Here is a 26,949-nt window from a genome sequence, read left to right as displayed (position 1 = left end):
TGACATAAAGGAATGGAACGGCGGCGACCGTCTAGGCCGCCGCCGAGTTTGGGTTAGACCAGAACGTTGTCTTCGTTCAGATCGGCCAGCTGGACGCCAAGCAGCGTGATGCTGCCTTCGGCACCCAGGTCGATGACAACGTCATCACCGTCCTGCGACGCAACCGCGGCCAGATCCGCGAATTCATCGAGATCGAACGCTGCCGAGGTCAGGTCCAGAGTGTCGCCGTTGGCAAAGGCTTCGAAGTCAGCAATGACATCGTCACCCAGTCCGGCTTCGAAGACGAAGGTATCCGCACCGCGGTTTCCTTCCAGACGGTCGTTGCCGGTGCCGCCGTTGATGATGTCATCACCGGTACCGCCGCAGATCTCGTCGTCGCCTGCACCGCCATCAATGATGTCGTTGCCGCGGCCGCCTTCGATCATGTCGTTGCCCAGACCACCGTCGAGGATGTCGTCACCACGACCACCGTCCAGAATGTCGGCACCTTCGCCGCCTTCCAGAAGGTCATCGCCGTTGCCGCCATCCAGGTTGTCGTCGCCCAGACCACCGATCAGATCGTCGTCACCGTTGCTGCCGATAAGCTGATCGTTTCCGGCTTCGCCGTCCAGATCATCATCGCCATTGCCACCGTCGACAACATCGTTGCCTGCACCGGCTTCGACAACATCGTCACCGTTACCGGCTTCGATTTCGTCGTCACCGACGCCGCCAACCAGATCGTCGTCTTCGTTGGTGGGTGCAACAACCACTTCTTCGGCGAAGACAAAGTTCTCAGCGACCAGCTCGTTCGGGGCAACCCCTTCGAGCGTGACCTGATCACCATTGCCAAGGTCGATAATGGTGTTTTCACCATCGGCCGTGATGTTCAGCTCTTCGAGCTGCGTGACACCGAAGTCCGATACATCCAGGAAGTCACCGTCTTCAACACTGGTCGAGAAGTCAGCCACGACGTCGAAGCCCGTTCCGCGACGGAACGTGAACGTGTCGCGACCGGACCCACCGATCAGGGTGTCGTTGTCGGCACCGCCATCCAGGATGTCGTTGCCACGACCACCGTCGATGATGTCGTCACCTGCGCCACCGAACAGCTCGTCATCGCCACCTTCGGCAATGTCGATCACGATGCGCAGCAGCTGCTCTTGGCCGTTGTTGCGGGTGAAGTCACCTTCGATCGGGTCAACAATCGTGCCAGCGGCGGTTGTGCCACCCAGGATGTTGACGGGCTCGCCATCGGGGTTGCCTTCCGAGCCGTTGAAGCCCGGGTGCTGACCCACGACACCGTTCTCGTCGATACCCTGATCACGCGCGGTCTGGTTGAGGAAGGCGGCGTCTTCTTCCGTGTTTTCCTCGGTGCCTGCATCCAGAACGTCGTTGCCGAAGCGTTCAATGACAAGCGGCCCCAGGAAGTTGCCCTCTTCGTCGAAGATCGGATCAGCCAAGGCGTCATCCGGCACGGCCAGGAAGGCGTCGTTTGACGGGATAACCATGGTTGCCCAGGTAAAGAAGCCCTGCCCAACCTGAGCCGTGTTGACGTTCAGCGTGAAGCTGGCCGTTTCACCCGGATCAATCGGTCCCGGCGCACCGAGGCCACCCAGAATGGTCGCATCCACACCGTTGTCACCAACCTGCTGGTTGAATTCAGCCGCAATGCCTTCGACGCTGCCATCTTCTGCCAGACGTTCCAGACCCTGGCTGGCCGCTTCACCTTCGGTGAACAGGTCAAAGTCTTCGCCATTGTGGAAACCGAACCAGACGGGAGTCAGGAAGGTTCCGCCTTCGCCCAGCGTGTTGGTTACCGTAACGGTGATCGCTTCGCCGTCACCAACCGCGTCACCACGGATGACATCGTTGCCCGCACCACCATTGATGACGTCGTCACCAGCAGCACCGGCCAACAGGTTGTCACCATCGTCACCAGTCAGGAAGTCGTCATTTTCAGAGCCTGTCAGGTTTTCGATGCTGATCAGCTGGTCCGCAATCGCATTGCCGTTCGGTGCTGCGTAGGTTGCAGTACCGTTCGCCAGGTTGGCTGTGACCGAAGACCCGATGTCCTGGAAATCTGCGGTGTCGATACCTTCACCACCATCGGTGATGTCGTTACCGCCGCCGCCTTGCAGGACGTCATTGCCCTCGCCGCCTTCCAGAATGTCGTCGCCACCGCGGCCAACCAAAAGGTCGTTGCCGTCGTTGCCGGTCAGGGTGTTGGCGCCACTGTCACCAAACAGTTGGTCGTCATTGGCAGACCCATCCAGGTTTTCAAAGCCGTCGAAGTTTTCGAAGATCGTGACGTTTTCATTCGGCGCGTAAGATGCGCTTCCGGTTGCCAGATCTGCAATCACTTCGGCTCCGATACCCTGGAAGCTGTTGGTGTCGATACCTTCACCACCGCTCAGGTCATCCAGACCACCGCCACCGGCGATGAAGTCATCACCCGCACCACCGTCGATGGTGTTCGGTGCAGCACCTGTCGCAACAATCTCGTCATCGTTGGACGAACCGGTGATGTTCTCGATGTTGGTGAAGGTTTCCTCGATCAACGGACCGTTTCCGCCACCGCCATTGTACACGGCCGTACCGCTGCCATCTGCGTTCAACGTGACACGAACACCTGCGATCGTCGGATCTTCGGCACCCAGGTTGATGTTGGAGAAGTCGTTGGTGTCGAAGCCTTCGCCGCCGTCGATGACGTCGGTTCCGCCGCCACCCAGCAGGGTGTCGTCACCTTCGCCGCCGTTCAGGATGTCGTTTCCTGCGCCGCCGTCCAGAAGGTCATCGCCAAGTCCACCGTTCAGAGTGTCGTTTCCGGCACCACCCCGCAGGATGTCGTCACCGTCCAGACCATCAAGAACGTTATCATTGTCGTCGCCAATGATTTCGTCACCGTCATTCGAACCGATGACGTTTTCGATGCTGGTCAGGGTATCGGTTTCAGAGACCGCTTCGGTCACTTCTTCGATGTTGGTCACACCCGAGGGGTTAAACGACACTTCGTCGGCGCTTGCCAGGAAGCCACCTGCGTCAACCAGCGAGTCACGCACAACCGGGCCATTCTGACCGGCAGGTGCGTTGTGCAGGTGGATCGCGGAAACCACGCCTGGGATTGGGGTCAGCAGGTCGGATACGGCCAGGCCGGTTACCGACAGTTCGGACGAGTAGGTTGCCACGCCGTCAATAACAGTGACGGTCACGGTCGCCAGTCCGGTTGCTTCGGAATCCGACAGCGGGCCGGGTTCTTGTGCTGCGTCCAACCGCGCGGTCAGAACGACTGTACCGTTGCCGTCTTCGTCCAGGTTGTTTTGAGCAACCAGCAACTGACCACGGATCTCACCACCGGGGAAGTCCTCGGTGTGGATGTTGTAGTACAGCTCTTCGGCAAGCGCTTCGTCAACCAGGCTGTCGTTCGGATCAGCAAAGTTCACGAAAGGTGCGTCTTCAATCGAGACCGAGAAGCCGGTTTCGCGTGTTGCTGTTCCTTCAAGCAGGTCAACACTGACAGGAACGTCGATGTCGTTGAAGGCTGCGGTGTCGATACCTTCGCCACCATCCAGAATGTCGTCGCCCAGACCACCGGTCAGAACGTTGTCATTCTCGTCACCGATCAGGTTGTCAGGATCGTCGGAACCGATGATGTTTTCGATGCTGGTCAGAGTGTCGGTTTCGGTCACGGCATCGGTTACGTCTTCAACAGACAGAACGCCCGACGGGTTTTCCGAAACTTCTTCTGCGCTTGCCAGCTCGGCGCCGGCATCAACCAGCGTGTCACGCACAACCGGACCGTTCTGGCCAGCAGGAGCGTTGTGCAGGTGGACCGCGGAAACGACGCCTGGGATCGGAGTCAGCAGGTCAGATACGGCCAGACCAGTTACCGACAGTTCCGACGAATAGGTCGCAACGCCGTCAACGACGGTCACTGTGACAGTCGCCGTGCCGGTTGCCAGAGAGTCGGACAGCGGGCCAGGTTCTTGCGCCGCATCCAGTACTGCGGTCAGGGTCAGCGTACCGTTGCCGTCCTGATCCAGGTTGTTTTCGTCGACCAGCAACTGACCACGGATCTCACCAGCCGGGAAGTCGGAGGTGTGGATGTTATAGTACAGGTTTCCGGCCAGCGCTTCGTCAACCAGGCTGTCTTCGGGATCAGCAAAGTTAACAAAAGGTGCTTCATCGACCGTGACCGAGAAACCGGTCTCGCGTGTTGCCTCACCTGCGGGCAGATCAACTTCGACTGGGACGTCGATGTCATTGAAGGCTGCAGTGTCGATACCTTCGCCGCCGTCCAGCATGTCATTGCCAAGACCGCCGATCAGAGTATCGTTGCCACCGAGACCTTCAATCTGATCATCACCACCCAGACCGTTGATAATATCGTCTCCGGGTGTTCCCATCAGTTGATTGTCGTTATCGTCGCCTTCGATAATCGGGTTCATTATTTCTTCGGGGTTCATTTTGCACTCCAAGCTAATAAGTAAACGCTGTTGCGCTCACGCCGGGTAACCTGAGCTTGGAAGAAACCGTCTCAACTGTTCAAAAATGAAGGGGGGATCATCAATTGGGTTGTGGTCCTAAACTATTTATTAACACACTGCTTTAAAACGAATAATTTTTTTCCCTCACGAAGTCACAAGTAAAGTTGAAGACGGTTTTTTTCCTGTGGAAATGTGAAAAAATAGGGAATGACCAAAGGTATGACCCTATGAGAGACAACGGCCAGCTATCAGATGCTTTCCAGAAAATTCCCGTCGAGGATTGGGATCTGCTGCGGTTTTTGGTGTGCATTGCGCGCTCGGGCAGCATCGCTACAGCCTCGACACAGCTTTCGGAAAGCCCTGCCACAGTAGGGCGTAAGTTGCGTGAGCTGGAAAAGGCTCTTTCTTTGCCGCTGTTCGAGCGTGGGTCTAGCGGTGTTACGCTAACTCCCATCGGTGAAGATATTCTGCAGATCGCGCAACGGATCGAAACTGAGCTTTGCCATATGGGTGAGGTGGCCCGTGGTCATCTTGGCTTTAAGGGCAGCCGTGTTTCCGTAACTGCGCCAGAGGGGTTCGGGGCCTCGGTGCTGGCCCCTAGACTTATCGAATTCCATTCGCTGAACCCGCACATCAAGATCGACCTTTTGTTGTCGAACAAAAAAACCAACTTGCATAACCGCGAGGCTGATATTGCCGTGCGGCTGGGTGAGCCCGAAGCGTACCGTGTCAACAGCGAGAAACTGGGTGTTGTAAAATTCGGCATATACGCATCGCGAGAATATTTGTGCGATTTGGAACCGATCCGGTCACTAGAGGAATTTCTGGGTCACAACGTCATCGTGGCCACGGGCGCGCTAAGTCAAACTGTACAGGAAACTGAGTTTCGTAAAATCACTGGTAAGTGCAATGTTGCTGCCAGAACAGACAATGTGAATGCCCAACTGATGGCCGTTCGTAGTGGGTTGGGATTTGCCGCGCTGCCTAAATTCATGGCGGCGGGTCACCCGGATCTTATCGAAGCCTTGCCCGGCTTTCTGACACAGTCATTGGACTTATGGATATTAACCCATAGTGACATCGCGCCTTATCCGCATGTCCAAACGACAACTGAATTTCTGACCAAGATCTGCAAAGATATTGTCGAGCTGGAATAATCAATTAGCTAGTTCCGAACGAATAACATTTATTAATACGACCCTGTTTGCCGTCGGGCACTGCGGCGATTTGTACATCCACCTTTCCGAATAAAACCCCCGCGTAGGTGTTTTAGGGACATCTGTCGGGTCCATCGACAGACAATGGAAAGGAATGAAAAATGACTCTCTCACGTCGCGGTTTTCTTGCGTCTGCCGGCTCGGGCTTGTTGGTCGCAGCAACGCCTGCCTTGGCAAAATCGGTAAGCGCTGGTGAAGCCTACGCGCTGCCGTCCCTTGACTACAGCTACTACGCTCTGGAGCCCGTTATTGGTGCGGAAACCATGGAGCTGCACCACAGCAAACACGCTGCTGGTTATGCGCGCAACCTGAACAAACTGATCCCGGGGACAAGCCTTGAAGGTCAATCTCTTGAAAGCATCATCAAGACTGCAGCAGCGGATCGTGGCAAATACCAGACTGTTTTGAACAATGCCGGTCAGCATTGGAACCACTCGGAATTCTGGAAAATGCTGGTCCCTGGCGGCACCGGTGTACCCGGAGCTCTGAAGAAGAAGATCGAAGGTGACTTCGGCAGTTTCGAAGCCTTCCGCGAGCAGTTCATCAACGTATCCAGTAAACAATTCGGGTCCGGCTGGGGTTGGCTTGCTGTCGACACGTCGGGAAAACTGGTTGTCCTTTCGACACCGAATGGTGAGAATCCGCTGGTACACGACATGTTCCCTCTATTGGGCGTCGATGTTTGGGAACACGCATACTACGTTGACTACCGCAACCGCCGTAAAGAATACGTTGCTGCTGTTGTCGATGGCATTGTCAATTGGGAATATGTGGACGCGCGTTTGTCAAACGCCTGATTGTCATCATATTAGAAGCCCAGAAGTTCAAACGCTGAAACAGTCGAACGGTCTGTTTCAGCGTTCTGTATCTCCCCGCTGTCTGTCAATCGTCAGGGATTTTGGCAACGCGCGCGATGATGCGATCGTTCGCCACATCTACGTTATGTTTCAGTTCCTGTGTGACTACGATCATCGGCGAGTGAAGGTTTTTTTGCGTATCCAACGGTCGGAATTTGTCCAGTGCCTTTGACAGATCACTTCCAATCTGTGCCGCGTCGCGCAGTTTCTGTTTCGATGCGCCATCTTTTGGAATCTCGAAGTCCAACAAAAGCGCGTTGATCTCGGCAGTCTTGAAATATTTCGGGTCTAATCCTGGTTTCAATTTGACCGCGCTGGCTTTGATCATTGACCAGGACTCGATATTCATTTCGATATCGCATGGTAGCCAGCTGACATCCGCGTTTGAGCCGATGGTCTCAAATTCCTTGTCCTGCAATGCCGCGCGAAGATATTCGACGACACCCTGACATACGTCATCGGAATCCTCGAACACCTCGGGGGTCAGCCCGCAGCTTTGCAACGCCCGGCGCGCCTGTGCGTCACCGTCTATACAAGCTCCATAAGCCAGTACACACTTGCCCAGCGTCGTGTTGACCTTGATCGCCTGACGAGCCAGCCTCCGGTTTTTGGGTTCTGCCCGGGCCAGCAGGAACAACTCCCATCCCTCTTTTATCCGATCCCGCGAGTATTTCTCGAACCAGAATTTATTCAGGAATTTTCCGATCTTTTCGATGCTGGTCATCGCTGCCGCGCCGACATGAGTTTGATCGGCCAGACGCGCAGCTTCTGCACCGACGCCAGCAATATCAGCAGCAACTTCAGCAGCGTCGTGTATGGTGCCTTTGATCAGCGCATCGCGCTCCCCAACCACAGCAGGTTCATATGGGCTGTAGCTTCCGGCGATCGCGTTCATTTCGCGGGACCACTTGGATAAGGATTTGCGTCGTCGGTGCAGTTTATAGCTATCCATCGCCAAGGTCCGAATTTTGCCGATTAATCCGGCCGCAGGCACTGCGGCCAGCATAATACCTGTCGCGCCTTTGCTGGCTTGATCGGCGATTTTGACAAGTCGTTCGGTCTTTTTCACCTCGAGCGTCAGCTGTTCGATTGCGGACATCGCCTTTTCATATTCTTGCTGGTAGAGTTCGGGATCAGCGTTGAATTTATCCAGCCGTTTCAAATCCGCCTGCTTCTTGAGGTCTTCAAGCCAAGCGTCTTCTTCCTCAATGTCGGCTTCGATGGCAGCGCGGAAGCTGGGATCCTTGAGCAGAGTTTTCGAGATGTCGTCGTAGAGACCGCGAATTTCGTCTTCGGTTTCCGGGTTGTCCCGGTAGGGGTCATCCTGAAGCTTTTCGACGCGATCGCCTAAAGCTTCCATCTGACTAAGTATTTTGTCCTCATCTTCTTCTGACAGGTTCATATTGGCGACAGCGCGGACATCATTATGTGTAGCGCGATCGCAAACAGACAGCATTTTGAAAATCGCGTCTGCGACCGTTTCGGGGTCAAGCTTGCCCGGATCCAGCGACATGAACAGCTTGAGGTCCTTTTGATCCTCGGGGATGTTCAGCTTTTTGGCCATGTCCCGAATTTTTTGATATGCCTTTTGAACTTTGACCTTGTCCCTGCGAAAGCTCTCATCAGCCATCTGTTTAGAGAGGTCTCGTGTTTCCTCCATAATGTCGCGCTGGTCGTTGACTGTGGCCATGTATTTGCTCATCCCGAATTCGGACTGGCCTTCAGCATGTTCTTCTTCAATTCTGGCGGTGACGGCGAAATCTGCGTCGCTGCCGTGGCCACCCCAGCCGGCCTCGATGTCATCGGCATCCTTGTCGTCACGGACCGCGTCACCGATCAACCCGGCTGTTCCGGTAAACGGGCCAGAGGTCGTGAAAAGAACCACTTGCTTGGCGAAATCGTCCCAGTCGCCTTTCTGCGCGGCGGCTACCATCTTGTCGATCATTGTAACCGAAAGACCCATTCCCTTGGCCAGCATGCCCCAGGAGGATGCCTCATCCCGGCTGTCATTTCCGGTGTCGCCCCAGCCACCGTCTTCGCCTTTGGTTCCCGATGCTGACATCGACTCGCCCGCAGCGTCGCAGATATCGGCAATGGCTCCGACCACAAGCTCGCGGGGGTCTTTCAGGGTTTTCCTACCTTCGGCGACCTGAGAGAGTTTGGAAACCGCTTTCAAACCCGCTTTGCCTGCCAATATCCCGAATTTGGTTTTGTGTTGACGGTTCTGGGTATCTGCGTTCGTGGTCAGGTCTTCTGCTTCGGTTGCGCTAGTGATGCCTGCCGCGACAGAGTCAGCAAAGGCCCCCGCCAGTTGAATAGCTATATCGCGCCGTTTTTCCTGTTTCGCCCTGTAGGCCTGAGCGGCCTCTACCGCTCCTAACGCGGCTGCGGCCCCGCATTTGCGCGCGGCGTCTTGGGCGACGAACTTGCCATATTGCTGTGTCAGTTTCGCGGCTTCATATTTCTCTTTTTCCTCGCCTTCCGCACTTTTGATCTGCGCGTCCAGCCATTTGTCGTAGTCCTTTATTCCATCTTTCTTTTGCGCGTCGAATTCGGCGCGCGTTAGCTGTAACTGTGTGACTTTCTCGTCATCGGCGGCCAGCTCATCCAGGGTTTTTTCGTCGTTGATCGTCAGCCCGCCGAACTTGAGCCGGTTCTTCTCGTATCGAACCCCGTCCTGTTCATTACGGAGCAGTTCAAGTTTTTTGGGGTCGGTTTGCGCTTCGATTTGCTCGGACAGGGACGTTTCTTCCTGATCCAACCATTCCTGATAGGAAATTTCCTCGTTTGGATTGTCCTGGAGGTATTTGGCCCTGGTTAGGTCGACCTCGGTGATCTCGGGCCTGTCCTCTTTCTCCATCTCCCTGATTTCGGCGATGGTTTTACCTTCTATCACCAGCTCGTCGTAACCGTCCGGAATATCGCCGATATCCACGGCCTCATCTAAAGCAATGTTTTCTTCTTTAAAGTTGATGAACTTCGCCAAATCCTCGCGACTGGCTTCGGTGATCGAGATATTGGCGTAGTGAAGCGCCTGACCGGCTCCAAGGTTAGCCGCCGTTAACAGCAGCTTGCCACGGCGGAGCGCCTTGTCGACCCCTGCCACCTTCATCTCGTTGCCTTCTTCGCGGGCCATCAATTCAGTGTAGACGGCGGCCCCATTTTTGAACACCTGCATGCTTTCCGAGAAACTGTCAGGGACAAGGTTTGATGGAATAACCCCTTCGCGAACCAATGGTGTCCACAGTTCTTTTTCGATATCTCGGTCGCTGAACAGGCGTTCACCTTTTTTGTCGACCATCGCCGCCAATTCGTTCGACTTTTCAACCAGCGGTCGCAACATGTCAAAGATTTCGCGGATCGCGGTGGCCGCCGCTTCGGACTTGAATTCGAATGTCTCCTCACCTTTCTTGAGGCCTACAAACTCGCCCGCGCGATCCGCAAAACTGTCCCATTCGCTGTCCTGGATTTCGACCGGGACTTTGTCTCCGTCCACTTGCGCCAATACTTTAATGGTCTTCGGGAATTTTACGTCTGCCGCGTTCCAAGCCATCCCCAACGCTGGGTTGGAAAGCGCCATTGCAGCGTCAAGGCCGTGGTTCTTTCTTTCGACAACAAGACCCAATTCACGCAGACCGTCGCGCAGCGCCTGTTTTGTTTCTCCGAAATCCTCACTGGAATTGAGCGCCTCAATGGCCTTTTCACGCGCGATGAGATTGTCGATTTCGTCTTGAAGATTCTGAGTTAACTGGCCGCCGTCGCCGAAGACCTTCGTCATCCAGACACGTTCTGCTTCAAATGACATTTCGCTCTCCTGGCTTAGGTCTGTTTAACTTCGGCGAGTAAGTCGGCTTCGGTCTTTTCCAGAAAATGCAGCAGGCGGCGCACAGGGCGGCCGTTGTCGAAGGGGTTTGTCTTGATCAGACCGCCGATCATTGTTTCTTCCAGAAACCGTCGATTTCTTCGGATCACGGTAAAGGCTTCTTCGCGCAGGGCGATCAGTTCAGGCATGCCCAGACCCTTGGACCGTTTTATCAGGTCGCCACATCTGTCATCGAGGTCCATCCGTTCTTCGATCTGCTCGGCCACGGTGCCAATATTCTTTTTATTCGCGTCGTAAAGACTGACAAAGGCGTTGGCGGTCGGGTCTTCATCTTTGACCTTCCGGGCTTTCTTCGCGACCGCCGGAACATGTTCTTTGTGAAAAGCTTCAAGCCCGTCGTAAAAAGGAGAAAGGCTGTCACGGAGACGTTGCAAAATCAAAGCGAACTTTTCATTCGAGGTTTGATCTTTTGACATCTTCAAAGGCACATTTGCTTCAGCGAAATCACGTGCTTCTGATAGCAGACGTTCAGCCTCAATCGTTAATTCATCGAAATCTTCAGGGGTGGCGGCGGTTTTGGCGCGTGTTTTCAACGCCTTGAGTAGAACCTCATTGCTTTCGAAACTGTCGCGTGCAGCCCCTTTCAGCTTTTTCTTTTCCTTGCTGACGAAGTTTTTCAGGGTCTCTTGCGCTTCTTTAAAGTTTGCTTCTGACTTGTTGAGCCTGTCGTTGAGGTCGCCTGAGTTGTTTACGTCCAAGATAGTTCTAGCCAGGGCGCTGGCGTCTTGACGTTTCAATTTGCCAGTCAGCTCATCCACACTCAGCTGCCCAGATGGCAGCCCGGAAAGTGCTTTTTCGGTTCGAGCCAGACTGTTTATCTTCCGGTCCATACGTTCGGTCAGTTTATCCAACTTGCGGTCAGCTTTCTTAACAGAGCTGTTTTTGCCGATGTCGACTTCTCCCCAAATTCCGTCGAACAACCTGTCGTACAAACCTGCATATTCTTCGCGGTCGGCGGCCTGTTCCAGGGATTTTTGCGTCTCGGAGTCAATCTTTAAGCCGCGGATGGTGTTTTCGCCGTTCTTTGTCGAAAGCTTATCGCAAAACACTTTGAGGGTCTTCTTGAACTGAGCGATGAACGCCTTGGTCTTATCCTTCTTGGCTTTGTCGAACTTATCTTTGAAGTCTTTGTAGTCTGTTCGATAGGATTCGAGAGATTTGATACGAGCCTTCAGCAAATCTTCGTGTTTTTGCAATCGTTTCAAGGCTTCAGCCAGCTTTTCTGGGTCCTTGATGTTACGGTTTTGCAGGTCCAGCTCATCCTGGAAATATTCTTTTGCAAAGTCTGAATACTTAATCACCCGATGTTCGAGAAGGGCTTCGTAGCGTTTTGCGCATTTCTCGTAAGCCTTGTAGTTATCAGAATGCTCCTTCAGAATATCGAGATCCTCGGAGATTTGGTTTTCAAAATCTCGAAGTAGAAGGAAGTCTGCCTGCCCCAATTCCTCTGAAGCAGCCAGCATCTGTAACACCTCAAGCTTGGCGGCTAACGGTTTCATAATCTCCTGAGGCAAGCCCGAGACCCCGCGCGCTGTTTTGATCTTGCCGTGTCCGGTTGCGTCGGCCTCTTTTTGCTGAACCTCGTGATCTTTCACGCTGAGGTAATTTCCGATAGCGCTTTCATGCGATTCTGCGCTTTTTCGGAACACGGCTTTCAGGATGATTTCTCCGGTATGAATATGCTTGGCCGCCTTATCTTGCCAGGCTTTAAGTTTCGACGGATCGTTGCCGAAGTGGCTCAAGACATCATCAGAGTCTTTCCATTTCAGATTGTAGCGCTTCGTTGCGCTCTGAAAATCGACCAGGGCTTTATAAGCCTTGGTTTTGGTTTGCGCCTTGTCGTTTGCATACCTGCGGCTCAGCTGTCCTGCGGCAGCGTGCATGTCCTTGAGGTAGTTCAGTGTCGCCAGCGCTTCGCGCGCTGTGTGTTCAAGCTGATCTTCCTTCGCCTCTTCAGCCAATTCCTCGGTTGATTTTCGCTCGTCAACGGCTTGGGCGACATTGACTTTCACATCTGAATTGCCCTGAAGCTCTCCGTTTGGAGCAGCTGCGGGTTTTTCGTTAGACAATGCCAGCTTTTCCAAGGTCTCAAGATACAGAAGCCCATTCAACACGGCCTGTGCATCGCTATACCGACCCGCTTCTGACAATTTTTTTGCCAGTTTCGCCGAACGTTTCAGTACCCGCTGGCCTCGTCTTGTGAACCGATCGTCTTCTTCCGCAAGATCAGCGCTGATGGTTTTCAGTTTAAGATCAATAGAAGTATTGAGCGCCTTGATTTTCTTCTTGAGCAGTTTTTCATCTTGTTGACGTGCGCGAAAATCTATTGGGTGGCGCCAGGCTTTCAACAGTTTGACCTCATTCGTCGTCAAGTCGAATGCGTCAATCTCTTTGTCTGTGAAAGTGAAATTCCCGCGTTTGAATTTTTCGAAATCGGTTCCGTCATCCGCAAGGGAATAGAGCGCCTCCGAGGCCTCGGCGATTTGCTCCTCAACATTGGCGGCGTTTGGAACTACAACGGCTTTCAGCCGCAATGCCGCCATCAGTTTGGCTGCGAAATCCTTTGCTCTGGCCTCATGCCAATCTTCGTCTTTTTCGCCGCGCATGCGGGCCCCCCGTTTTGAAAATCAACCTGCCCTCAGGACTTGTTTCATCTTAGTAACCGCATCACGCAGAACCGCGCCCAAAGACATGGAGACCCCAAGATCATTCGTGTCGATCAACTTGATTGCCGGATTGCTCGACAAAAAGCCGGCCATGTCGTCAAAGGCTTTTTCTGCTGTATCCAACGCATCTGGCAGGCGCGTTTCGTTCGCGCGGTCCAGTTCGATGAAGGCGGCGTTCAATTGAACGAACAGATTTTCAGAAAAACCGGTCAGACCGCTTTCCGACAGGGTCTGGCAATTTGGGTCGTCAAAGGCAGACAATTCTTGCCTCAATTTATCGATCTGGCCAGATACGTCCCGGTGGGCTTCGTCCCAGATGTTGCGAATGCGGGCCGCGACCTTTTTACCTTCTGTTTCAGACGCTAGACCTGCGGAAGGTTCATCCGGTCGTTTTGCCTGTGCGATGGCGTTTTCGACCTGTTCAAGCTGGATAAGAGCCGCCGCTGTATCGCCACCCGCGACCATGGCCTTGGAGGCCGCGAATGTGTGCAGTGCTTTCTCAAGCCCTTGTGTGCCTTCGTCCAGTGCCGACTTCAATAATTTGGCAACCCGCTGCAATTCGGATGTTGGATCGGTCCCATTCGTTGTTTCCGGCTTGGCAGTATTTATGCCTGCCTTTTTGGCCGCAGTGATCTTATCGGAAAGGATTTTTAGGATCTTGAGCGCATCGGAATATTTGCCTGTCTTAGCCGCGGCTTCGGCCTTGTCCCAGATAGGGTTGGCCTTGTCGGGATCGAGAAGACCCGCATTTACAGCGGACTTGAAAACAGGTGCGAATTTTTCGGATCCGATTTGCCAGCGCTTCTTGTTGAGATCGACAGGTTTTGCGTCTTGTCCATCATCCGAGGTAACTGGGGTCTGCAGCGCCGTCCTGAGCCTTTTTGCGACCTTGATTGCCCCTGGATAGTCATTTTCCTCATCGCCTATCCTCAGGGCATAACCCCAGGCCGTGCGAATTTTGGACACGTCTCCTTTGCCGGCTTTCAGAAACGCGGCTACGTCAGGGGTCAGATTGTCCTTTAACGACTTCCATTCAATGGCGTCAGGGTCCGACGCAGTATCATCGTCGGCGTCATCTGCAGCAGGCTCGGTATTGAACACTGGTTTTTCAGGTTTGTCTTCCGGACCGAAGACTTCGACCCGCATCGGAGCCTCGGCAAGTTTAAGGAACTCTTTCGTTTTCTTGGCCAGTTGCGCGACTACGTCACTTTGGCAATGGAGGTTGAGCGTGTTTCCGTCGCACCACATTGTGCCAGAGGAAAGTTTTTGTGTTTCACCTTCGCTTTTTGCGCGTTTGGTCAAAGCGTCGGGTGCCAAAATGCGATCGACCAGGAAGACCAGGTTTTCAGTCGTCTTGCCCAGACAGATCGCAAAATTCAGTTCCCGCTTTCGAGCAGCCGCAAAATGCCCCTTGAGTTCTTTTGTTTTCTTCTTGTCAATCGCCATGGCTTCCCCCACGTAACGATTTGACAAAAGATCACCTCAAAATTCAACTTAATTGCTGATTTAATCAGCTCTCGTTAGTTCACGAAAATCCCTAAGCATCAGGACTAAAGCTTTCGTCGCACCCATACGCTGACAAGATTTACGTTGCTTCCAAACAACAGAATAAAAGCCTATCTGGCCTGTACGCTTATCATTTTTCGGTGCGGTGGACGCGACGTTCAAGTCTGTCGCTGTGGCTTGGCGGCGCAAGGACGACAGCAGGGGATTGTGGCGGAAAGCGTTACTCTTCAACGGCCCGAGTAATAGGCCGAAAGCTCTTTAGACAGGTCGAGGAATAGCTGATGCACCTCGTCTATCGAAGGTACGTCCAACTGATCGATGCGTTCGACATACGGGCAGTTAATAGCGCAAATTGCTGAGCCCTCATGATCGAAGACAGGATAGGCTAGATTGGTAACACCGACTGCAGTTGCAGATGGCATCCTTTCGTAGCCAACTTCTCTGATGCGGGCGACATGTTCCATGAATTCGCCCCGGTCAATTTGTGGTTCGCCTCGCGCCAGCCGGTGGATGTCCAGAAGAGCCTCAATCTGTTGATCTGTGCGAAAGGCGGCCATGACCCGACCTGTCCCGGTGTTTCCCAACCCCATGACGGTACCCACGCGCAACGAGAACACCCAGTCACCTGGTGCCGCAACCGAGGCCACCACAACGATGTCACCATTGCTTTCCATACTCAGGTGGCAGGACTGCCAGGCGCGTCGTGTCGTCACGCGCATTTTGGGTGTGGCAACTTCCAACAACCGCTCGACCGGTGGGTGGCGTTGCGACAGCGCAAACATCTTTAGGCTCAACGAATACAGGTCGTCGTCTTTGGAACGAATTACGTAGCCGCGCCGGACCAGGGTGGACAGCATTCGGTAGATTTCGCTTTGCGACCGATCCAGAGCGCGGGCGATATCACCTTGTGTCAGCCCATCCCCGTGGAGTGACAAAAGTTCAATAATATCAATGCCTTTTTCGAGTGCTGGCGCACGATACTTTTCGGTTTGTTCCACCACGTCTTCCTCCTAGGGCGAATGCATAAAGCATCGTTTTGCCGACTGCAAAATGTCAATGTTGATTTATTAGTGAATACATGATTTAAATATGAACAGACGTGGAGGAATCAAGCGCGCCGGAGTTTTAGGAGGCACGGCGCCTGCCAAGCCTGAGAATGTGAAATATTGCTGACCCAATGAGGTTAGAAGCCGGATGGCTGAGAGCTGGCAAAGCAATTGCGCGTTCTGGGGAATGTGACTTGTTGCATGACTAGAATTTTGGGACCGAGGAAAATGAAGCCAAGAAAAGGCCGCCTGGCCGGAAAAAAAGCGGTTGTTACTGCGGCAGGGCAGGGGATCGGCCGCGCAAGTGTTGAACAATACGTGGCCGAAGGCGCTGAAGTTATTGCTTGCGACATCAACGAGGATACGCTGGCCGAACTTGAGGCTATCGAACGCGTCTCGGTGGTCAATCTGGATGTTACGGATGCTGACGCGGTGGCCGAAGCAATCGCATCTGCGGGTGAAGTAGATATTCTGTTCAACTGTGCTGGATTTGTGGGCTCCGGAAACATTCTGGAATGCGACGACGCGCAATGGGATTTCAGTTTTGATCTGAACGTCAAGGCGATGTTCCGGCTGGCCAAGCTGGTTATCCCCGGAATGGTTGCCAAGGGCGGTGGTTCAATCGTCAACATGTCGTCGGTGGCGTCTTCGATCAAAGGGGTGCCAAACAGGTTTTCCTACTGTGCGTCCAAGGCCGCAGTGATCGGGCTGACCAAATCAATCGCGGCGGACTTCATTACAGACGGTATTCGTTGCAACGCGATTTGCCCCGGCACCGTAGACAGCCCCAGCTTGCACGATCGCCTGCGCGCGATGGGTGATTACGATCAGGCGTTGAAGGATTTCATCGCGCGGCAACCGATGGGCCGGATTGGCCATGCAGACGAGATTGCAGCGCTGGCGACCTATCTGGCAAGCGATGAAAGTGGATTTACTACAGGGCAGACTTTCGCCATCGACGGCGGCTGGACTGTGTGAGCAAGGAGAGACTTAGATGAAACTGCTGCGCTACGGACCCACGGGTCAGGAAAAGCCGGGGCTTTTGGACGGAAACGGCGCGATCCGTGATTTGTCGGGCGAAGTCGGTGATATCGCAGGCGCCGCGCTGAGTGATGACAGCCTCGCACGTCTGCGCGCGATCGACCCTGCAACCCTGCCGCTGGTCGAGGGCGACCCGCGCATCGGCGCCTGTGTGGGCCAGGTTGGCAAGTTCATTTGCATTGGCCTCAACTATGCTGATCACGCAGCGGAATCGGGCATGGACCTGCCCGCCGAGCCGGTGATTTTCTTCAAGGCCACATCCGCCATTATCGGCCCCAATGACACGGTCGAAATCCCCCGCAACTCGGTCAAGACCGACTGGGAGGTCGAGCTGGGCGTGGTGATCGGAAAAGAGGCCAAATACGTCTCGGAAGAAGACGCGCTGGATCATGTGGCGGGCTATTGCGTGGTCAATGACCTGTCCGAGCGTGACTTTCAGCTGCACCGCTCGGGGCAATGGGTCAAGGGCAAGTCGGCCGACACATTTGGCCCTATCGGCCCCTGGCTGGTGACCCGCGACGAGGTCACGGACCCGCAAAACCTGCCGATGTATCTTGAGGTCAACGGGCACCGCTATCAGGACGGCTCGACCAAGACGATGCATTTCGGTGTGGCGACGGTGATCTCGCACCTGTCGCAATTCATGTCGCTGCAGCCGGGGGATGTGATCTCGACCGGGACGCCGCCGGGCGTGGGCATGGGGCAAAACCCGCAGACCTATCTGAAACCCGGCGACAAGATGGAGCTGGGCATCGAGGGACTGGGCGTGCAGCGGCAGGATGTAAAGGCCAGCGCATGACCCGCATCACCGGCATCCGAACCGAAGACCTGCGCTTTCCGACCTCGGACAGTCTGGACGGATCGGATGCGATGAACCCCGATCCTGACTATTCCGCCGCCTATGTGGTGTTGGAAACGGATGGCGTACACGAAGGCCACGGCCTGACCTTCACCATCGGGCGCGGCAATGAGATCTGCGTGGCCGCGATCAAAGCGCTTGGCGCGTTGGTCAAGGGGTTGGAGCTGGATTGGATCACGAAGGATATGGGCCGCTTCTGGCGTCATATCACCGGAGACAGTCAGCTGCGCTGGATCGGACCGGACAAGGGTGCGATCCATCTGGCTACGGGCGCGGTGGTGAATGCCGCGTGGGATCTGTGGGCCAAAGAGGCGGGCAAACCCGTCTGGCAATTGGTGGGCGACATGTCCCCCGAAGAGATCGTGTGCCTGATCGATTTTCGCTATCTGACAGATGCGATTACCCCGGACGAGGCGCTGGCCATGCTGCGCGCCGCCGCACCGGGCAAGGCCGACCGCATCGCCAAGCTGAAAGCTGAAGGCTATCCTTGCTACACGACTTCGGCCGGTTGGCTGGGCTATCCCGACGACAAGCTGCGCCGCCTGTGTCAGGAGGCCAAGGATGCTGGTTTTACTCACACGAAATTCAAGGTGGGCCGTGACCTTCAGGACGATATCCGTCGCCTGACCATCGCGCGCGAGGTTCTGGGCGAAGACATGAACATCATGATCGACGCCAATCAGGTATGGGAAGTGGATCAGGCCATCGACTGGGTCAAAGCCCTGTCCTTTGCACGCCCTTTCTTCATCGAAGAGCCCACCAGCCCTGACGATGTGTTCGGACACAAGTCGATCCGCGAAGGCGTTGCTCCGGTCAAGGTTGCGACGGGCGAGATGTGCCAGAACCGCATCATCTTCAAGCAGTTCATCAAGGAAGGCGCGATTGACATCGTTCAGATCGACAGCTGCCGGATGGGCGGGCTGAACGAGGTGTTGGCCGTCATGTTGATGGCCGCGAAATACAACTTGCCCGTCTGGCCCCATGCTGGGGGCGTGGGTCTGTGTGAGTATGTCCAGCATATGTCCATGATCGACTACATCGCGATCTCGGGCGAGAAAGACAGCAAGCGGATCGAATATGTCGATCACCTGCACGAGCATTTCGTCGATCCCTGTGTGGTGAGGAACGGGGCCTATATGGCACCGGAAAAGCCAGGGTTTTCGATCGAAATAAAACCCGAAACCATCGAAGACTTCCGCTTTTCAGAGGAACTGGCGGCGGAATGAACCAACCGCCTGACCGGGCTGAAGAAACCGGCGGGCATCTTAAATCAACCTGGAGGAACTACCCTAAATGTTTAACTTTGGAAAAACGGCCTTTGGGGCCGCCTGTATCGCTGTGCTTGGCGCATCGGCTGGCCTGGCACAAGAAACCCTGCGGTTTGGCCATGTCTATGAGGCTTCGACGCCTTATCACGCAGCGGCTGTACGTGCGGCCGAGCTGTTGGAAGAAAAGACCGACGGACGCTACAAGATGGAGGTCTTTCCGGCTTCGCAACTGGGCAAAGAGGCCGCGCTGAACGAGGCGTTGTCGCTGGGTACGGTTGACGCGATCTATACCGGCGTGGCGTTTCTGGGTCAGTCCTATGGCCCGATCAGCATCTCGGACTATCCGTTCACCATGCGGTCCTATGATCACTGGAAAGCCTATGTGAACTCGGATCTGTTCAATGAAATGGCGGCAGAATACAAAAACATCTCGGGCAATACCGTTGCGGCAATGACCTATTACGGCGCGCGCCATGTGACCTCGAACAAGCCGATCCTGGCACCCGCAGATATGGACGGGCTGAAAATCCGTACTCCGAACGCGCCTGCCTATCAGATGTTCCCCAAGGCCACCGGCGCAAACCCGACACCCATGGCCTTTGCCGAAGTTTATCTGGCCTTGCAGCAAGGTGTTGTAGACGCACAGGAAAACCCGCTGCCCACCATCCAGTTCAAAAAGTTCTACGAGGTGCAGTCGAACATCAACCTGACCGGACATATCACCAATTCGCTTGCGGTTGTGGTGTCACCTGTGACGCTGGGCAAGATGGGCGATGACGGGCAGGCGCTGCTTGACGCATTGGCCGAAGCGGCCTCGAGCACATCGGATGAAATTGTTCAGTCCGAGGCTGAACTGGCTGATTGGTTCCGTGAACAGGGTGTAACCGTGAACGAGGTGGATCGCGCACCTTTCATGGCCGCCGTCGCGCCGCTGTTGACCGGCAATGACGTGCCTTGGGATGCTGAGACGTTTGAACGTCTTCAGGCAATCCAGGACTAATCAAGACTGTGCCCGGCCTCGCGCCGGGCGCATTCTGACCGCACAAGGTGGCCCCGAATGACCCAGACCGAAACCCCGCCCGAGATCGACTTTGACGCGCTGGCCGCCGAAGACGACGCTCATTTCCAGAATTTCCGCATCACAATCGGAGACTACGGTCTACTGGCCCTGTTCGGGTTGCTGTTTGGTGTAGTCTTCTTGCAGTTTTTCACGCGTTATGTGCTGAACGATTCAGTCGCTTGGACGGAAGAGGCCGCGCGGTATCTGCTGATCCTTCTGGGCTTTGCCGGGGCGATCCGGTGTCAGGTTGTCGGCAGCCACATCGTTTTGGAATTTGTCGACAAATACTATGGGTTCCGCCTGCGTTGGGTCCATATCTTTGCGCTGGCGGCAACCTTCGTTCTTTTTGCTGTGATCATGTGGTCCGCGTGGGAGCTGATCCAGAGGACATCGTTCCAGCAAATGGTCTCGTTGCCTTTCCCGAAATACTACCTGCACGCATGCGTCATGGCCTTGGCAGGGGCAAACCTGTGCGTCGTCGCATGGCAGATTGTCTCGCGTTTGAAGCAGATTGCAAAAGGTGAAGACAAATGGGTCTGACTATTCTTTTCGTTTCGCTGTTCGGCCTGATGCTGCTGCGGGTGCCGATCGCTTTCTCGCTCGCGCTGTCCTCGTTTGCCTACATCCTGTATTCCGGCCTGCCGCCGGTTCTGTTGATGCACAACATGGTCAATGGCATGGACAGCTTCCCGCTGCTTGCCATTCCTTTCTTTATACTCGCGGGCGCATTGATGAACTCGGCCGGGATCACCGCGCGGATCTTCGGGTTTGCGCGCGCTATCGTCGGCTGGATGCATGGCGGTCTGGGCCACGTGAATGTGGGCGCCAGCATCATATTTGCGGGCATGTCCGGCGCTGCCGTGGCCGACGCGGGTGGGCTTGGTGCGATCGAGATCAAGGCCATGCGTGAGGCAGGCTATGATGATGATTTCAGCGTCGGAGTCACTGCCGCTTCGTCGACCATCGGGCCGATCATCCCGCCCTCGTTGCCGCTGGTGATCTTTGGTGTCATGGCGTCGGTGTCGATTGGCAAGCTGTTTGTGGCCGGGATTGTTCCGGGGTTGTTGATGGCAGCGGCGCTATCGACGATGATCTGGTGGATGTCACGCTCGCGCAACTACCCGCGTGATGTCAGCTTTAGCCCCTCGGTCATCGCCACCCGGTTTCGGGCCGCGTTCCTGCCGCTGATGACCCCGGTCATCATCGTGGGCGGGATCGTTTCGGGGGCGTTCACTCCGACAGAGGCCGCTATCGGGGCTGCCGCCTATGCGCTGTTTCTGGGCACCATCGTCTATCGCACCCTGACTCCGCGCAAGCTGGCGGTGATCTCGCTGGAAACCATCGAGACGACGGCTGCGATCATGATGATCGTCGGCGCGGCCTCGGTGTTCGCATGGATCCTGACCGCCAATCAGGTCGCCGCGCATTTCGCAGAATTCGTGTTGTCCTTTACCGAAAGCAAGGCCGTTGTGCTGCTGTTGATCATGGCGGTTGTGCTGGTCGTGGGCCTGTTCATGGAGACCATCGCGGCGATTTCCATCCTCGTGCCGGTGCTGATGCCGGTAGCGGCGCAGTTCGGGATTGATCCAGTGCATCTGGGCATCATCGTAATCCTGAACCTGATGCTGGGTCTGCTGACTCCGCCGGTGGGCATGGTGTTGTTCGTGCTGTCGCGCGTCTCGAAGGTGCCATTCGAACAATGCGTACGCGCCACGTTACCGTTTCTGGTGCCGTTGTTGGCGGTCTTGCTGTTGCTGACTTTCGTACCTTCGCTGGTTCTGTGGTTGCCGAACCTTTTGTACGGCTCGTAAGGAGCGTTTGGACAAGTTTTGAGCCGGCCGTTGATCGCCGGCTCGAACTTTACTTGGCTCGCCTTGGCATAGCATTGCCGCCTTTTGCCGCCGCAGCGCGCGCGCGATTTTTCTTGCTGCTCGGTTTGCCCTTTGGTGGCGGCGGGCCTTTTGGGCGACGCGGAGGTTTGGCCGCCTGATCGCCAGCCTTGCCAGAGTCGCGCTTGGGTTTAGCGTCGGTTTTCGGCGTGTCAGAGGACTTTCGCTCGGGCTTTTTCCACGCCTTGGCCGGTTTAGGTTCGACACTGCGCGGGGGCTTTTTACCGGTTTTGGCAAATCCCTTCTTGCTTTTTTCGCCGCGCTTTAGGCCGGGTTTGCCCGTTGCGTGGAAATCGGGGGCGGCGTCCAGTTGAACGATTGCCTTTGTACCCTCAATCGTCATCTCGGGACCGATGGCCTCCAGAAAACCCGCAACGCTGCTTTCGCGGATCTCGATATATGTCTCGGTCTCAGCGATGCGGATCGCTCCGACGTCCGATTTGGTAATGTTGCCCGCTTTGCAGATCATCGGCAGCAGGTATCTTGGAGACGCGTTTTCGTTGCGTCCCTCGGACAATGCAAACCAGACGCTCGGGCCGAACGGAGCGCTTGGTTTGGGTCCAGCTTCTTTGACTTCGTTTAGTTCCTCGGGCGCAGAATGTTGTCGCGCATATTGACGGACATAAGCCGCGGCAAGTTGTTCTGGTGAGAACTTCGACAGTAATTCATCCACGGAGTTACGTTCAGAGTCGGAGATGTCCAATTGCCAGTCATCTGAGTTGAACATTCTCTGCAGGTCTTGTGCGTTCACCTCTTCGGCAGAGGGTGCGGCGCCCCATTCAGCCGTCAGCTTGGCGAATTTGAGCAGACGCTGGGCCTTTTTAAATGAAGCCGGGGGAACGATCAGTGCGCTGACGCCTTTGCGCCCCGCGCGCCCGGTCCGGCCAGAACGGTGCAATAGGGTTTCATGACTGTTTGGCAGTTCAGCATGGATCACCAGATCCAGGTTCGGCAGATCAATACCGCGCGCGGCAACATCTGTGGCGACACAAACACGGGCGCGTCCGTCGCGCATGGCTTGCAGGGCATTGGATCGTTCACTCTGTGTCAACTCGCCTGACAGCGCGACTACGGGGAATCCGCGGTTCGACAATCTGGCGGTCAGACGGCTGACCATGGCACGCGTGTTGCAAAAGACGATTGCGTTGGGGGCTTCGTGATACCGCAGTACGTTAATGATGGCGTTTTCGCCGTCGCGTGGGGCGACGCTCATGGCTTTGTATTCGATATCGGCGTGTTGTGTACGCTCGCTGACGGTGCTGACACGCTGAGCGTCTTGTTGGTACCGTGTTGCCAGGCTGACGATGGCGCGTGGCACGGTCGCAGAGAACAAAAGGGTCTGACGGTCGGTTGGGGTTTGCTCGAGAATGAACTCCAGATCTTCGCGGAACCCGAGGTCCAGCATCTCGTCAGCTTCATCCAGAACTACGGCGCGGACGCTCGTTAGATCTATCGAGCCGCGCATGATGTGGTCCCGCAAGCGCCCCGGTGTTGCCACCACGATATGTGCGCCTCGGGACAGGGCCCGGCGTTCATCCCGCATATCCATGCCGCCAACGCAGGACGTGATGTATGCACCGGCATCCGCGTAAAGCCACCCCAGCTCTCGCTTAACCTGCATTGCAAGTTCTCGGGTCGGTGCGATGACCAATGCCAAGGGCGTATCCGCTGTGTCAAACGCCTGTGCATCGCCCAGAATGGTTGGGGCAATCGCTAAACCGAACCCGATGGTTTTACCCGATCCGGTTTGTGCCGACACCAACATATCCCGCATCTGCAGTTCGGGCGCGGTGACGGCCTGTTGGACGGGGGTCAGAGTGTCGTATCCCTTGCGCTTCAGCGCAGTTTCGAGCGTTTGTTTCATGGTTCAGCTTTCCTGGGTGATGCTGTCACCCTCAGAGCGTCCAACACACGGATCATAATCGAAGCGCTGCTCATACCGACAGAAGTTGAGGATGTATAGAGCGGAAAATGTGCAGTCCGACCGCTTGCGAACCTAGGAGCCTGTTTGCACAACAGGTGGGTTTTCGCAGTCACGGCAGGTTGGTCACTTTTCAAAGTGAGTGGCAAGAACCTGCTTCTTCAAGGCCGCACTGCAAAAGATTTAAGGCGGAAAGCGACTAGTCAAATGAGGTTCTCAATCCCCCTGCGAGTCAGCTCGGACCAACCTCAAAACAGTTTCAATGTTGAAGGCCAAACGTTCGTCCAGCGCCTTTTCTTCCATAAGATCGCGCCCGAACAGAAACGATCCCGTATGCCGGTTTGTCAGGTAATAATAGCCAATCGCGGCGATCGTGATATTCAACTGAGCAGCGTCGATGCCGCTTCTGAATTCACCTGTAGCCTGTCCCTTTACCAGGATTTCGTCTACCATTCCAACCAGACCGCGCATGGTCTCTGGCAGGTTACCAAGCGATTTTATGTGTCGCGCGCCATGCAGGTTTTCGCTGTTAACCAGTGTAATAAATTCAGGATTATCAAGATAATACTGCCAAGTGAACCGCACCAGGGTTTCCAGTGCATCAGTCGGGGACAAATCTTCGAGGTTCAATTCCCGCTCGGCCTTCCGGATATCCAGATAGGCTTCCTCCAATACGGTTCGAAACAGGTCTTCCTTACTGCCAAAGTAGTGGTACAGCATGCGTTTGTTGGCTTCGGCCAATTCGGCGATTTCATCAACGCGTGCGCCACCCAGACCCCGTTTGGCAAACTCACTTTTGGCGGCCATCAGGATTCTGGACTTGGTCGCCTCGGCGTCTCTTTTCTTTTTTGTTTTCGGTATTTCGGCCACGGCTAAACCCTTCTGATGAACCTTTCTATTACTCTGATGAGCCGCAGAGGTGTAGCCACATCTGTTTTGAATGAGCGTTTGCCCCCTGTTTTCCATCATTCTTAACGCTTGACACATCATTTCGTAAAGAAGTAACTAGTTAGTGCATTAAAGACGTGCATAGCCGCGATCAATGCCGCGCGTCCGAACCGGGTCATCAATCGCGGACCCAAGGTGCAGATCGTAATGGGAGGAAAATATGTCGTTCATCAAAAACTATATCGCGCAGGAGACGATAACCCGTCGTAACCTGTTGCTGGCATCAGCATATGGTGTTGGCGGTGCAGCAATCTCTAGCATGTTGGGTGGAATGGCGCGTGCTGCCATCACGGACCCAACTGTTGCTTGGTCTTATCGCAATCGCACGAACCCCTATTGGAATGAGATCGTGTCCGGCGGCGAAGCTTTTGTCGAAAGTCTGGGTAAACCCAAGGATTTCCTGACGCACCTGATCAACGAAGGCTCATCTGAGAAATCGCTGGCGGATGTAAAAGCACTTTTGTCCAAGACAAATGGCGAACTCGCGTTGGCCATCGACACCAACGATGCTCCGAATGCGCGACCGGTTGTGGAATCCTGTGTCGAAGCAGGGGCCTATGTTTCGACCCTGTGGAACAAGACCGACGACCTGCACCCCTGGGATTTCGGCGACAACTATGTCAGCCACATGAGCTGGTCCGACGAAGGCCCGGCCGAGCAAACCGCGCGCATTCTATTGGATGCCATGGGCGGTTCCGGTGGCGTTGTTCATCTGGGCGGTATCGCCTCGAACAACCCAGCGATCGAGCGGCTGGCCGGTCTGAAGAACGCGTTGAAAGACTACCCGAATGCCGAGTTGCTGGCGGCAGAGCCCGCCGACTGGGATACGCAAAAAGCCAATCAGGTCATGAGCGCCTTCCTCACCCGGTATGGGGATGACATCAAGGGTGTTCACTGCGCCAATGACACCATTGCTTACGGCGTGCTCGAGGCCCTGCGCGCGGAAGGCATCGAAGATATGCCCATCGTATCCTACGACGGTAACCCGCAGGCGGTTGAGCTGGTGGGCGAGGGCAAGATCCTGGCCACCGTCTTCACCAACCCGCACTGGGGTGGCGGTATCACGGCGGCATTGGCGTATTACGCGGCCACGGGCCACTTCAAGCCCTCTGACGAACCAAACGAACACCGCGAATTCTATGGCCCGACCATCATGGTCCGCCCAGAAGACGCTCAAGCGTTCAAGGCCGAGTATCTGGACAGTGTCCCGACCTATGACTGGAAAGATTTCTGGTCCACGTCGAACGGTCAAATTCAATATAAATAATGTGATTGCGAGCCGGTCTCAGAGCCGGCTCGTACATTCGGGTCCGACTTGATCGACCACCACCAGTTCACTCAGTGGGAGGAAGCACGTGAGCAATGTGCTGACACGGGATGTTCTGATCAAATGGGCGCCCCTGATCGTCCTTTTGGTTTTGGTCCTGTTCTTTACGGCGATGGAGCCGCGCTTTTTTTCACTGCGCAACTTTGCGCGGATCGGAATTTCTTCGGCTCCGGCGCTGATGGTTGCTATTGGCGTGACCTTCATCATCATCATGGGATCGATCGACTTATCGATGGAAGGCACGGTTTCGGTTTGTGCCGTGGTGTTTGCTTTTGCTTTCATTGCTTTGGGTGGTACGTTGGCGTCCTGGGCGTGGTTTGCCATCCCTCTGGCCTTGCTTGTCGGCGGGGCAATCGGGTTGGTGAACGGGCTTGTGCATGTCTTGCTGAAGATACCGTCGTTTATGGCGTCTCTGGCAATGGGTTTCGTCGGCACTGGTTTCGCGCTGCTGCTGACAGGGGGCGACCGCATCCGAGTGGAGGACGACCTGTTCCGTTCGCTGCTGACTGAGCGTTGGTTCGGATTTCCCATCATGTGTTATGTCGCACTTCTGTTTTTACTGATCGCTTGGTTCATCCAGTCCCGTACGACACTGGGCCGTAACTTCTATGCTGTTGGCGGGGGCGAGGAACTTGCTCATGCTTCGGGCCTAAACATCAACCGCGTGCGGATCATGGGGTTTGCCCTGGCCGGAGTGTTCTATGCTGTGGGTGCACTGTTGGCTGTTGGCCGGATCGGGATTGCGGAAACGGCGACGGGGTCGAATTTCATGTTCGTGTCGATCACCTCGGTTGTGGTGGGTGGTACTGCTCTGTGGGGCGGGATCGGCGGTGTCTGGAATACGCTGATCGGTGTGTTGATCGTGAATGTCATAAACAACGGCATGGTTGTGATCGGGTTGCCCGGCTACGTGCAAGACGGTGTTCTGGGCATATTGGTCATCGCCGCGGTGGTTCTGTCGACCGACCGCAAATCCGTAACCTTCGTGAAATAGG

17 protein-coding genes are annotated in these 26,949 nt (G+C 55.2%); 10 read left to right on the top strand and 7 right to left on the bottom strand.

Annotated elements, in window-relative coordinates; translation table 11 throughout:
- Positions 1 to 53: 53 nt before the first annotated feature.
- On the bottom strand, positions 54 to 4,445 hold the full coding sequence (locus J7380_RS18540) for a CHRD domain-containing protein (RefSeq protein WP_209197708.1): 4,392 nt from the start codon (positions 4,443 to 4,445) through the stop codon (positions 54 to 56).
- A 248-nt stretch (positions 4,446 to 4,693) separates the two neighbouring features.
- Between J7380_RS18540 and J7380_RS18535 the strand changes: the two genes are divergently transcribed.
- On the top strand, positions 4,694 to 5,623 hold the full coding sequence (locus J7380_RS18535; protein WP_209197698.1) for a LysR family transcriptional regulator: 930 nt from the start codon (positions 4,694 to 4,696) through the stop codon (positions 5,621 to 5,623).
- A 161-nt stretch (positions 5,624 to 5,784) separates the two neighbouring features.
- Entirely contained in the window at positions 5,785 to 6,480 is a 696-nt protein-coding gene (locus J7380_RS18530; RefSeq protein ID WP_209197696.1) for a superoxide dismutase, read from the top strand.
- Between the two features lie 85 nt (positions 6,481 to 6,565).
- Here the strand turns inward: J7380_RS18530 and J7380_RS18525 are convergent, their stop codons facing one another.
- The 4 genes from J7380_RS18525 to J7380_RS20610 form a co-directional block, all read right to left on the bottom strand.
- Entirely contained in the window at positions 6,566 to 10,345 is a 3,780-nt protein-coding gene (locus J7380_RS18525) for a hypothetical protein (protein WP_209197694.1), read from the bottom strand.
- 14 nt (positions 10,346 to 10,359) lie between these two features.
- Positions 10,360 to 13,029, bottom strand: coding sequence for a hypothetical protein (locus J7380_RS18520; RefSeq protein WP_209197692.1), 2,670 nt, complete (start codon positions 13,027 to 13,029; stop codon positions 10,360 to 10,362).
- A 21-nt stretch (positions 13,030 to 13,050) separates the two neighbouring features.
- Complete coding sequence (locus J7380_RS18515; RefSeq protein ID WP_209197690.1) at positions 13,051 to 14,535, bottom strand: hypothetical protein; 1,485 nt, start codon at positions 14,533 to 14,535, stop codon at positions 13,051 to 13,053.
- Between the two features lie 287 nt (positions 14,536 to 14,822).
- Complete coding sequence (locus J7380_RS20610; protein WP_209197688.1) at positions 14,823 to 15,596, bottom strand: IclR family transcriptional regulator; 774 nt, start codon at positions 15,594 to 15,596, stop codon at positions 14,823 to 14,825.
- Between the two features lie 273 nt (positions 15,597 to 15,869).
- Between J7380_RS20610 and J7380_RS18505 the strand changes: the two genes are divergently transcribed.
- The 6 genes from J7380_RS18505 (at position 15,870) to J7380_RS18480 (ending at position 21,680) form a co-directional block, all read left to right on the top strand.
- Complete coding sequence (locus tag J7380_RS18505; protein ID WP_209197686.1) at positions 15,870 to 16,619, top strand: SDR family oxidoreductase; 750 nt, start codon at positions 15,870 to 15,872, stop codon at positions 16,617 to 16,619.
- A 16-nt stretch (positions 16,620 to 16,635) separates the two neighbouring features.
- Complete coding sequence (locus tag J7380_RS18500; protein WP_209197684.1) at positions 16,636 to 17,481, top strand: fumarylacetoacetate hydrolase family protein; 846 nt, start codon at positions 16,636 to 16,638, stop codon at positions 17,479 to 17,481.
- Positions 17,478 to 18,767 (top strand): L-fuconate dehydratase, encoded by a 1,290-nt coding sequence (locus tag J7380_RS18495; protein ID WP_209197682.1) that lies wholly within the window; start codon positions 17,478 to 17,480, stop codon positions 18,765 to 18,767. Before J7380_RS18500 ends, J7380_RS18495 begins: the two co-directional genes overlap by 4 nt.
- A gap of 67 nt (positions 18,768 to 18,834) precedes the next feature.
- Positions 18,835 to 19,809: a sialic acid TRAP transporter substrate-binding protein SiaP gene (locus J7380_RS18490; RefSeq protein ID WP_209197680.1), complete on the top strand. Its 975-nt coding sequence runs from the start codon at positions 18,835 to 18,837 to the stop codon at positions 19,807 to 19,809.
- Between the two features lie 57 nt (positions 19,810 to 19,866).
- Complete coding sequence (locus tag J7380_RS18485) at positions 19,867 to 20,409, top strand: TRAP transporter small permease subunit (protein WP_209197677.1); 543 nt, start codon at positions 19,867 to 19,869, stop codon at positions 20,407 to 20,409.
- Entirely contained in the window at positions 20,400 to 21,680 is a 1,281-nt protein-coding gene (locus tag J7380_RS18480) for a TRAP transporter large permease (protein WP_209197675.1), read from the top strand. The genes J7380_RS18485 and J7380_RS18480 overlap by 10 nt, the downstream gene beginning before the upstream one ends.
- Before the next feature lie 49 nt (positions 21,681 to 21,729).
- Here J7380_RS18480 and J7380_RS18475 read toward each other — a convergent pair whose 3' ends face one another.
- Both J7380_RS18475 and J7380_RS18470 read right to left on the bottom strand, forming a co-directional pair.
- Positions 21,730 to 23,622 (bottom strand): DEAD/DEAH box helicase, encoded by a 1,893-nt coding sequence (locus J7380_RS18475; protein WP_209197673.1) that lies wholly within the window; start codon positions 23,620 to 23,622, stop codon positions 21,730 to 21,732.
- 273 nt (positions 23,623 to 23,895) lie between these two features.
- Entirely contained in the window at positions 23,896 to 24,648 is a 753-nt protein-coding gene (locus tag J7380_RS18470; RefSeq protein WP_247742630.1) for a TetR family transcriptional regulator, read from the bottom strand.
- A 139-nt stretch (positions 24,649 to 24,787) separates the two neighbouring features.
- On the opposite strand from J7380_RS18470, the gene J7380_RS18465 reads away from it, so the two are divergent.
- Together J7380_RS18465 and J7380_RS18460 are read left to right on the top strand one after the other, a co-directional pair.
- Complete coding sequence (locus J7380_RS18465; protein ID WP_170356329.1) at positions 24,788 to 25,894, top strand: sugar ABC transporter substrate-binding protein; 1,107 nt, start codon at positions 24,788 to 24,790, stop codon at positions 25,892 to 25,894.
- Between the two features lie 88 nt (positions 25,895 to 25,982).
- Positions 25,983 to 26,948, top strand: a complete 966-nt coding sequence (locus J7380_RS18460) for an ABC transporter permease (RefSeq protein WP_209197671.1) — start codon at positions 25,983 to 25,985, stop codon at positions 26,946 to 26,948.
- The last annotated feature ends 1 nt before the right edge of the window (position 26,949 follow it).

Origin of the sequence: Ruegeria sp. R8_1 (assembly GCF_017743815.1) — a bacterium.
Lineage (GTDB): Bacteria > Pseudomonadota > Alphaproteobacteria > Rhodobacterales > Rhodobacteraceae > Ruegeria > Ruegeria lacuscaerulensis_A.
This window is presented reverse-complemented; position numbering and strand designations above follow the sequence as displayed.